The sequence below is a fragment of the Aureimonas sp. Leaf324 genome (assembly GCF_001423245.1).
In the GTDB taxonomy this organism is placed as follows: domain Bacteria; phylum Pseudomonadota; class Alphaproteobacteria; order Rhizobiales; family Rhizobiaceae; genus Aureimonas.
Genome location: NZ_LMOH01000008.1, coordinates 77,169 through 85,362, shown reverse-complemented (window position 1 = coordinate 85,362; position 8,194 = coordinate 77,169). Strand labels below are relative to the sequence as shown.

The following is an 8,194-nucleotide window of genomic DNA, read 5'->3' as shown; positions in this document are numbered from 1 at the left end:
TCGGCCCCTGCGCCTCGTGCGCGCGAAGGTTCGTGTTCGGATGCAGCGTGTGCGCCATGTCGGCCGCAGCCAGCGAGTTCGAGAGTGTGTCCATGGGGGCCACCGGGTTTCGGGTCGGGAGGGAAGGGCTAAGCGCTGCCGAGGGCGCGTCAGCCGTGTTCGTCGATCACGCGCCGCAGCACGGCGGCGACGTCGCGTGCGTTCGGCGGATCGGAATGCATGCACACGGTCTCGAAGCGGACCGGCCGCCGCGATCCGTCCGACGTCTCAAGCTGCCCCTCCGCCAAGGCACGGCGCATGCGCGTCTCGACGAGCGCGAGGTCGATCTCGCTCTGCACCCGAGGGATGAGAAGCCCGCCATCCGGCCCGTAGGCGAGGTCCGGGAAGAACTCGCCCTCGAAGGGAACGCCGAGCTCGGCCGCGGCCGTCTCGTGATGGGTTCCGGCGAGGCCGAAGAGCGGCACGCCGAAGGGCTGGACGGCGCGCGCGATGGCGCGTGCCGTCTCGAGGTCGCGCGCCGCCATGCCGTAGACGATGCCGTGCGGCTTGACGTGCGTGAGCGTGCCGCCTTCGGCGCGAAGGATGCCGGCCAGCGCCCCGATCTGGTAGAGGAAGGCGGCGGTGAGTTCGTCCGGCTGCAGCTTCATCTCGCGCCGGCCGAACCCCTCGCGGTCGGGCAGGGAGGGATGGGCGCCGACGCGCTTGCCGAGCCGGAGCGCGAGGCGCACCGTCCGCAGCATGGTCATCGGGTCCGAGGCGTGGAAGCCGCAGGCGATGTTGGCGCAGTCGATCCGGGGCATGATCCCCTCGTCGTCGCCGAAGCGCCAGTTGCCGTAGCTTTCGCCCATGTCGCAGTTCAGGGTGACCATACGAGGCTCTCAGGCGAGGATGTTGTCGCGGAAGTCGCGGGCGATGTGATCGAGCGCCGGCGCGGGCTCGCGGTCGTGCAGAAGCCTGAGGACGCGCGGCGGCGTCAGCGGCAGGCGCTGCACGGGCTTGCCCGTCGCGCGCGCGACCGCGCAGGCGATCGCCGCGCCGACGCCGAGGATCGGCACCTCGCCCGCGCCCTTGGTGCCGAGCGGACCGATCGAGGGCGCGCCCTCGAAGAGATCGACCGCGACCGGCACCGCGTCGCCCGCGAGCGGGACGCGGTAGGTCTCGAAGCCATCCTGCGCGATCCGCCCGTCCGCAGTGATCGTCACCTCCTCGTGGAGTGCATAGCCGAGCCCCTGCACGACGCCGCCCTGGACCTGCCCGAGGATGGCGCGCGGGTTGAGCGCCCGGCCGACGTCCTGCACCACGCGATAGGCCAGCACCTCGACATGGCCGGTGTCCGGGTCCACCGCGACCTCGGCCTCGTGCACCACGAAGACCGGAATATCGAGGGCGTCGATGAAGTGGCCCATCGCGCAGCCGGACATGGCGGGCGTTCCCGTCGCGGTGAAGGCGCCCGAGCCGCTGATCGGGCCGGTGGTCCAGTGCGCGTGGGCGACGACCGCCGCGATCGTCGTGCCCGAGCCCGGCCGGCCGCGGATGGCGACGCGTCCCTGTTCGAGCACGAGGTCTTCGGGGCGCGACTGGAGCATCTCGGCGGCCGTCTTCAGAAGCTTCTCGCGCACCTCGGCACAGGCCGAGACGCTGGCCGCCCCGATCGAGACCGTGGTGCGCCCGCCGCCGACGCCCACATCCAGGCCGGCGGCGTCCGTATCGGCCTCGCGCACCACGACGGAGGCCGGATCGAGGCCGAGTTCTCCCGCCACGATCTGCGGCAGGGCCTGCACCATGGTGCCGGAGCCGATCTCAACACCGGAGGTGACGAGCACCGCGCCGCCATCCGTGTTGAGGTGGACCGTGGCGGCCGAGGGGCCGGTGAAGACGAACCAGGTGCCGACGACGCTCGCCATGCCGTAGAGACGGCCGTCGGCCCGCGCCTCCGCCGTGCCGGTCCTGGCCCGCAGCGCCTCCATCCGGTCGATCATCGGGGCCAGCACGTCGCCCTCGAAGCGCTGGCCGGTGGCGCCGAGATCGCCGTCGCCGACGACGTTCCGCCGACGGAACGCCAGCGGATCGAACCCGAGCGCCTCGCAGATCTCGTCGGTGTGCCGCTCCAGCGCGAACGTGTTGTAGACGCCGTTGCAGGCCCGGAAGGCGCCGTTCGGCGGCGTGTTGGTGTAGACGGCGCGGCTTGCGAGCCGCATCGCGCCGACGCGGTAGTTGCCGCCGAGCGTGTGGGCCGTCATCGTGGTCAGGAACACCTGCTCGCCGCCATAGGCCCCGCAGTCCATCAGCACCACGGCCTCGCGCCCGGCGATCTCGCCCTCTCGCGTCACCGCCGAGCGGATCACGATCTCGGCGTTCTCGCGGCAGAGGCAGGTCGCCATCTCCTCCTGTCGCGAGTTCTCCAGCACCACGCTGCGACCGCTCATGCGGGCGAGGAGCGCGGTGATCGGCTCGATCGTCGCGTCGAACTTCAGCCCGAAACCGCCGCCGACCGGGGGAACGGTGACGCGCACCTGGCCCGGCCCGAGGCCGAGCGCCCGGCCGGTGACGCCTCGCACCGTCCAGGGCACCTGCGTCGAGGTCTGGATATGGGCACGGCCGTCCTCCCAGGTGCCGATGGCGACGCGCGGCTCGAAGGGAACATGGCTCTGCCGTCCGACGGTGAAGCGGCTCTCGATCACGCTCACGTCGTCCCGCGCGAAGGCGGCCTCGACATCGCCGCGGATGGTGCGCGCCTCCCAGGCGACGTTGCCGCCGCGCGCGGCGCCCTCCGCAAGGACGTCGTAGTCGCGCCAGCCCTCGTGCACGAGGCGCGCGCCGGGCTCGAGCGCCTCGGCCATGGTGAGAACCGGGGGCAGCGGCTCGATCTCGAGGACGATCGCCGCGACGGCGGCACGCGCCTGCGCTGCCGTTTCGGCGGCGACGGCCGCGATCGGCTCGCCATGATAGCGGATCGCGTCGACGGCGAGGAGCGGGTGATCGGCGATGCCGATGCCGTAGAGGCCGGGCGCGTCGCGACCCGTGGCAATGGCGCGCACGCCGGGCATGGCGAGCGCCGCGGAGACATCGAGCCGCAGGATGCGCCCCGCCGGCACCTCGGCGCGCAGGAGCGCGGCATGGAGCGTGTCGGGGCGCACCCGGTCGATCGTGTATTTCGTGCGCCCGCGCAGCTTGTCGCCCGCATCCCGCCGCGGCAGGTCCATGACAGCGGCGGGGTCAGACATCGGAGCCTCCAACGCTCGGCTGGCTCGGCGCGAGGCCGGCCAGCACCGCGTCGACGATGCGCTCGTAGCCGGTGCAGCGGCAGATGTTTCCGGTCATCGCCGCCTTCACCTCGTCGCGGCTCGCGGGCGGCCGATCGCGAAAGGCGGCCGACAGGCTCATCACCATGCCGGGAAAGCACATGCCGCACTGGACGACGTCGGCGGTCTCGAAGGCGGCCTGAAGCGGGTGGGCGGCGCCCGGCGCGGCCAGCCCCTCGATCGTGGTGACGCGCCGGCCGGCCAGTCCGGCCATCGGCACGAGGCAGGACATGCGTGCCTCGCCGTCGACATGCACGGTGCAGGCGCCGCAGAAGCCCTCACGGCAGACGGCCTTGGTGCCGGTCAGGAAGCGCTCGCCGCGCAGGACGTCGACGAGCGGGGTGAGCGGATCGCCGGCAAAGCCGCAGGGCTCGCCGTTCAGCTCGAAACGCACGCTCATGGTCGGCCCTCCAACGCGTCCAGCGCCCGCTTCACCAGCGCCGGCAGGACGGTGACGCGATACCAGCCCTCGGCTTCGACGCCATCGCGGCCCTGGAACGCCATGTGCGCGGCGGCAAGATGCGCGCCCTCGTCGGGCGAGGTCGGCCGAGTGCCGATCGCCGCCTCCAGCGCGGTCCAGCGGCGCGCGACGGGCTCGACCGAGCCGACCGCGATGCGCAGCGTGCCGTCGGCGCGGCGCGCGACGGAGACGATCGCCACCGGATAGTCGCCGGCCTTTCTGAGGGGCAGGCGGGCGTGCGCGCTCCTGACGGCCTTGCGCGGCAGGTGGACGCGGGTGAGGATGGCGTCGGCAAGATGCGCCGGTCGATCGGTGAGAAACGCGTCGAGGGGCAGGCGCCGCGCGCCGCCGCTCGCGGCCAGTTCGACCTCGGCGCCCTGCGCCAGCAGCGCCGGGGCGAGGTCGGCGGCGGGAAAGTCGACGGTCGCGAGATTGCCGCCGAGCGTCGCGGCATGACGGATCGCCGGATTGGCGGAACCCGACGCTGCGGCGACGACGCCCTCGAGGCCGGGCAGCCCCTTCAGCGCGCCTGCGACCGCCGCGTGGCTGAGGCCGGCGCCGAGCGAGACGGCGCTGTCGGTCACCACCACTTCGGTGAGGGCGGGGATGCGGTCGAGGAGGACGACGGAGGCCGGCAGGGCCTCGCCCCGCCGCTCCGCGCGCATCATCCAGGTTCCGCCCCCCATGACGCTCGCGCCCCGGGCCAGCGCCTCGATCGCACCGTCGAGACTGTCGGCGAAGACGACATGCCGCTGCGGCGTGTCCAACATGGCAGGCCCCCTTTCGTCCGGTTCCGTCGTGGGCGTGGCCCTCGACTGTGCGCCGGGGGCCGCTCCCTTGTGAAATACGACTTCCTTGATTGGCTTATCGAAAAAACCGAACACGCTTAGCGTCCGGACAGGCGCGCCCGGTCCAGGACTACACCGAGGATCACGATGACCCCGAGCACGATCATCTGCACGTAGCCGTCGATGCGCGTCAGGTTCATGCCGTTCGACAGGATGGTGACGAAGAGCGCGCCGAGCACCGCCGTGCCGACGCCGCCGCGCCCGCCGGCAAGGCTCGTGCCGCCGACCACGGCCGCCGCGATCGCCTGGAGCGAGAGCGAGCCGCCGAGGTTCGGCTCGCCCGATCCGGTGCGCGCCGTCATCATCAGGGCGCCGAGCGCGGCAAGGCCTGAGCACAGGAGATAGGCGAGGGCGAGGATGCGCTTCACCGGCAGACCGGCGACGGCGGCCGCGCGCGGATTGGTGCCGACGAGATAGAGCGAGCGGCCGAACACGGTGCCGGTCAGCGCGAGATGGAGAAGAAGCGCGACGAGGATCGCGATCACGATCGCCGCCGGCACGCCCAAGACGCTGCCGCGGTAGAGGACGTCGGAGAAGAGGTCCGGCACGCCTTGCACCGGCCGCCCGCCGGAGATCGTGGTCGCGACGCCGATCGCGATGTTGTAGGAGCCGAGCGTCGCGACGAAGGGGCTGACGCCGAGGAACGCGACGACGATGCCGTTGAAGGCGCCGGCCGCAAGGCCGATGCCGAGGCCCGCTACGAGGCCGAGCACGAGCACCGCGACCGGCGACAGGCCGGCCGCCGCCGCGGCCGCCAGCGCCATGGCGGAGGCGACCGAGACCATCGAGACCGTGGGGCCGAGCGACAGGTCGAAGCCGCGCGTCAGGATCACCACGGTCTGCGCCATGGCGAAGAGCGCGAGGTAGCTCGTCTGCTGCGCGACGTTGAGGAGATTGGCGGGGCCGAGCACCCGCGCATCGACCGCCGAGAAGCCGAGAAGCAGGACGACGAGGGCGATCGGCAGGGCCGCCTGCCAGAGCCGCTGCCGCAGCGTCGAGGCGTCGGACGGGGCGGCCATCGCGAGGGCCGGCGAGTTGGGTGCGTCAGACACGCGGCTTTCTCCGTCGTCCGAGTTCCTCGACCGCTACCGCCGCCACCATGATCGCGCCCAGGAACACCGGCTGCAGGCGGGCGTCGACATGAAGGAGGTTGAGCGCGTTGCCGAGCGTCGTCAGGAACAGTGCCGACAGGGCAACGATCTCGACCCGGCCGACGCCGCCGCGCAGCGACACGCCGCCGATCACGGCCGCCGCGATCGACTGCAGCATCATCCGGTCGCCGCCGAAGCTCGCCTGGCCGGAGCCGACGAGCGCCGTATAGAGGATGCCGGCGCCCGCCGCGAAGACGCCCGACAGCGCATAAGTGCCGACGACATGGCGCCCGATCGAGACGCCCGACACGACGGCGGCGTCCGCATTGCCGCCGATCGCATGGACATAGCGCCCGAACAGCGTGCGCCGCTGGACGAAGACCATGACGAGGACAAGCGCGAGCGCGATGAAGACGGCATAGGGCAGGCCGAAGGCCTGGCCGCGGCCGAAGCCCTTCACGAAGCCGTCGGGCATGCCGTAGACGGGGATGCCGCTCGTGATCATCAGCCCGACGCCGGCCGTGGCCGACATGGTGCCGAGCGTGACGACGAAGCCGGACACCTTGAGGCGCGAGACGCACAGGCCGTTGACGAGGCCGACGACGAGCCCCGAGCCGAGGCCGGCCGCCACGCCGATCGCGACGATCGCCGCATCGTTTCCGGGAACGATGCCGGCCGCCCATCCCATGACCTTGGCGGTGACGACGCTCGCCAGCGCCACCACGGCGCCGACCGACAGGTCGAAGCCACCGGCGATGATGACGATCGCCTGGCCGAGCGCCACGATCGTCAGGAAGGACGCGTTGCGCAGGATGTTGAGGACGTTGGCAGGCCCGTAGAACTGCGGCGAGACCAGCGACATGGCGACGACGAGGAGAAGGAGCGCGATCGGCAGCATGCCGATGCGAAGGGTGAGGCCGCTCGGGCGGCGGGCGGCGATCGCGCTCATGCGGCCGCTCCGGCGCGCTGCTCGCGAAAGAAGCTTGCAAGGACGTTGGTCTCGGTCTTGTCGGGGCCCTCGAGCTCGGCCGCGATCCGGCCGTGGTGCATGACGTAGAGCCGGTTCGACAGGGCCAGCACCTCCGGCAGTTCGGACGACACGACCACCACCGCGGCCCCGGCTTCCACGAGACGCTTCATGAAGTCGTAGACCTCGAGCTTGGCGCCGACGTCGATGCCGACGCTCGGCTCGTCGAACAGGAAGACCGTCAGCTCGCGCGTCAGGGCGCGGCCGAGCATCACCTTCTGCCGGTTGCCGCCGGACAGGTTGCCGACCGCCCGCTCGATGCCCGCCGGTCGCAGCTTCAGCCGCTCCATGATCGGCCCGACCAGCGCCCGCTCGGCCCGGCGCTTCAGGACGCCGGCGCGCGCGAAGCGCGGCAGGTCGAGCGCCGTCATCGAGGCGTTCTCGCGGATCGGCCGCGACAGGGCGAGGCCCTCGGCCACGCGGTTGGCGGGAAAGTAGGCGGCGCCCCGGCGCAGGCTCGCGCGCGGGGAGGGGGTCTCGTAGGGCACGCCATGCAGGCGGATGCGACCGCCCGCGATCGGCTCGAGCCCATAGATCGCGCGCACCAGCTCCGACTTGCCGCAGCCGACGAGCCCGGCGATCCCGGTGATCTCGCCGGCCCGCGCGTGGAAGTTGACGCCGGCGACCGTGCCGTCTGCGGTGGAGAGGTTCTCGACATCGAGCGCCACCGCGCCGGGCGCATGGGTGATGGCGGGGAACAGGACATCGATGCGTCGCCCGGTCATCAGCTCGACGAGTTCGCCGTCGGTCACCGTGGCGGCGTCGAGCGTCCTGATGTGGCGGCCGTCGCGCAGCACCGTGACGCGGTCGGCGAGCGCGCGGATCTCGCGCATCCGGTGCGAGACGTAGATGATGCCGACGCCCTCGCGCTTCAGCCGCGCGATCAGCTCGAAGAGCCGCCCGGTCTCGCGCTCGGTGAGCGAGGCGGTGGGCTCGTCGAGGATGAGGAGCTTCACATTGCCGAGAAGGGCTTTCGCGATCTCGGCCATCTGCTGGTGGGCGCGCGACAGGTCGTCGACGCGAGCCCCCGGATCGAGGTCGAAGCCGAGCTCGTCGATCAGTTCGCGCGCGCGCCGGCGCATGGCGCCCGACTTCAGGACGCCGGCGCTCGACGCCTCGCGGCCGAGGAAGAGATTTTCCTCGACCGTGAGGCTCGGCACCAGCGAGAATTCCTGGAACACCGGGCTGATGCCGATCTGGCGCGCCCGGTGCGGAGAGAGGCGGCCGACCGCCTCGCCGTTGAAGCGGAAGGAGCCGGCGTCGGGCGGGAAGGTGCCCGAGATGACGTTGATCAGCGTCGACTTGCCGGCGCCGTTCTCGCCGAAGAGGACATGGAGCTCGCCCGCGCGCACGTCGAGATCGACGCCGTCGAGGGCGAGGACGCCCGTAAAGCGCTTGGTGATGCCGGACAGGCGAAGCAGGGGCTCCTCGTGTCCGGCGGGCGCGGGGGCTCGCTCCATGCCGCT

7 protein-coding genes are annotated in these 8,194 nt (G+C 72.0%); all 7 read right to left on the bottom strand.

What is annotated here, in order from left to right:
* Positions 1-149: 149 nt before the first annotated feature.
* The 7 genes from pxpA to ASF65_RS07030 all read right to left on the bottom strand — a co-directional run bounded on the left by pxpA (position 150) and on the right by ASF65_RS07030 (position 8,188).
* Positions 150-869 (bottom strand): 5-oxoprolinase subunit PxpA, encoded by a 720-nt coding sequence (gene pxpA / locus ASF65_RS07060; RefSeq protein ID WP_055887163.1) that lies wholly within the window; start codon positions 867-869, stop codon positions 150-152.
* 9 nt (positions 870-878) lie between these two features.
* The gene (locus ASF65_RS07055; RefSeq protein ID WP_055887160.1) at positions 879-3,224 is read right to left on the bottom strand and encodes a xanthine dehydrogenase family protein molybdopterin-binding subunit; all 2,346 of its coding nucleotides are present in this window, start codon (positions 3,222-3,224) and stop codon (positions 879-881) included.
* A complete protein-coding gene (locus ASF65_RS07050) occupies positions 3,217-3,702 on the bottom strand; it encodes a (2Fe-2S)-binding protein (RefSeq protein WP_055887159.1) in 486 nt (161 codons plus the stop codon). The genes ASF65_RS07055 and ASF65_RS07050 overlap by 8 nt, the downstream gene beginning before the upstream one ends.
* Positions 3,699-4,532, bottom strand: coding sequence for an FAD binding domain-containing protein (locus ASF65_RS07045; protein WP_055887156.1), 834 nt, complete (start codon positions 4,530-4,532; stop codon positions 3,699-3,701). The genes ASF65_RS07050 and ASF65_RS07045 overlap by 4 nt, the downstream gene beginning before the upstream one ends.
* A 116-nt stretch (positions 4,533-4,648) precedes the next feature.
* The gene (locus ASF65_RS07040) at positions 4,649-5,662 is read right to left on the bottom strand and encodes an ABC transporter permease (RefSeq protein WP_244486584.1); all 1,014 of its coding nucleotides are present in this window, start codon (positions 5,660-5,662) and stop codon (positions 4,649-4,651) included.
* Positions 5,655-6,650 (bottom strand): ABC transporter permease, encoded by a 996-nt coding sequence (locus ASF65_RS07035; protein WP_055887154.1) that lies wholly within the window; start codon positions 6,648-6,650, stop codon positions 5,655-5,657. The genes ASF65_RS07040 and ASF65_RS07035 overlap by 8 nt, the downstream gene beginning before the upstream one ends.
* Positions 6,647-8,188 (bottom strand): sugar ABC transporter ATP-binding protein, encoded by a 1,542-nt coding sequence (locus tag ASF65_RS07030; protein WP_055887151.1) that lies wholly within the window; start codon positions 8,186-8,188, stop codon positions 6,647-6,649. Before ASF65_RS07030 ends, ASF65_RS07035 begins: the two co-directional genes overlap by 4 nt.
* Between the last annotated feature and the right edge of the window lie 6 nt (positions 8,189-8,194).

Bases quoted from the DNA above. Each gene is read 5' to 3' on its own strand.
- pxpA (WP_055887163.1), bottom strand. From the start codon at position 869: ATGGTCACCCTGAACTGCGACATGGGCGAAAGCTACGGCAACTGGCGC.
- ASF65_RS07055 (WP_055887160.1), bottom strand. From the start codon at position 3,224: ATGTCTGACCCCGCCGCTGTCATGGACCTGCCGCGGCGGGATGCGGGC.
- ASF65_RS07050 (WP_055887159.1), bottom strand. From the start codon at position 3,702: ATGAGCGTGCGTTTCGAGCTGAACGGCGAGCCCTGCGGCTTTGCCGGC.
- ASF65_RS07045 (WP_055887156.1), bottom strand. From the start codon at position 4,532: ATGTTGGACACGCCGCAGCGGCATGTCGTCTTCGCCGACAGTCTCGAC.
- ASF65_RS07035 (WP_055887154.1), bottom strand. From the start codon at position 6,650: ATGAGCGCGATCGCCGCCCGCCGCCCGAGCGGCCTCACCCTTCGCATC.
- ASF65_RS07030 (WP_055887151.1), bottom strand. From the start codon at position 8,188: ATGGAGCGAGCCCCCGCGCCCGCCGGACACGAGGAGCCCCTGCTTCGC.